The sequence below is a fragment of the uncultured Campylobacter sp. genome (genome assembly GCF_938031315.1).
Lineage (GTDB): Bacteria > Campylobacterota > Campylobacteria > Campylobacterales > Campylobacteraceae > Campylobacter_B.
The window spans coordinates 1-1,169 of the sequence record NZ_CALHHT010000435.1 but is presented as its reverse complement, the minus strand read 5'-3'; the positions used below and the strand labels follow the sequence as shown (position 1 = coordinate 1,169).

Here is a 1,169-nt window from a genome sequence, read left to right as displayed (position 1 = left end):
TTTATCTCGGCAGAGCCTTTAAATTTTATCGCCAGCCTTTAAATTTTGACTTTGCGCTTCTCGTAAATTTTACTTTGCGATGTCGTCAAAATTTTATATTCGCGGCGCCGTTAAAATTTAACCTCAGTTGCGCCGTTATTTAATCGCCCGCTGTGCGCATATCGTGACGCAGCCGCTGCCCGCTCGTATGTATGCTATGGCGTAGCTACTCGCGGTTTGCATATTCGACTACCACCTGCCCCTGCTGCTACAAAACGCGCGAAATCTTAAATTTAAATGTAAGATCGCTTTTTTATTAGATTTTTATAGAAATTTAGCAATACTACCAAACTTTTAATTCGAAAAGGAGCGAAGATGAAAAAATTTTCTGTTGCTTTGGCCGGTTTGGCCTTACTAGCTAGCGTTTCAGGCGCTAAGGAGTTCATCAATATCGGCACCGGCGGTATGACCGGCACCTATTATCCGGTAGGCGGTGCGATTTGCCGCTTGGTAAATATGGATAAAAATATGAAATGCTCCGTGCAATCGACGGGAGGCTCGACGTATAACGTCAATAACGTGCTTAAAAAAGAGCTAAATTTCGGCTTCGTTCAAAGCGACGTCGTCTATGATAAATATAACGGTACGGGCAAATTTCAAGGCGCGGCGGATAAAAATTTACGCTCCGTAATCTCGATCTATCCCGAGCTTTTGGCTTTCGTAGTTTCTAAAGAGAGCGGCATCAAAGCCTACGGCGACGCTGCGGGTAAAAAGATCAATATCGGAAACCCGGGCAGCGGCAATGAGCTAACCAGCACTATAGTTTTTGAAAACTACGACTTCGATCTTAAAAAGCTCGCCCAGCACGGTGTTTTAACCGCACAAGAATGCCCTATGGCGCTAAAAGATAAGAAGATCGACGGATACTTCTACGTCGTAGGACATCCGACCGCAAATATCACCGATGCGGCGACCTCGCTTCCTATCGACTTAGTCGGCATCGACGATGAGCATATCAAAAAAATTATGGAGAAATATCCATATTTCGCTAAAGGCGTGATCCCTGCGAAGATGTATGACGGCGTAGATCACGACACGCAAACTATCGGCGTAAAAGCCGTGCTCGTAACCGACGCTAGCCAAAGCGACGAGGCGGTTAGGGCGGTAGTTAAGGCAATACTTGATAATTT

General features: G+C 45.3%; 1 protein-coding gene. It reads left to right on the top strand.

Features of this window, described 5'->3' with window-relative positions; genetic code table 11:
* Nucleotides 1-354: 354 nt before the first annotated feature.
* A partial coding sequence (locus Q0236_RS10855) for a TAXI family TRAP transporter solute-binding subunit (protein ID WP_297917774.1) occupies nt 355-1,169 on the top strand: 815 nt, incomplete at its 3' end.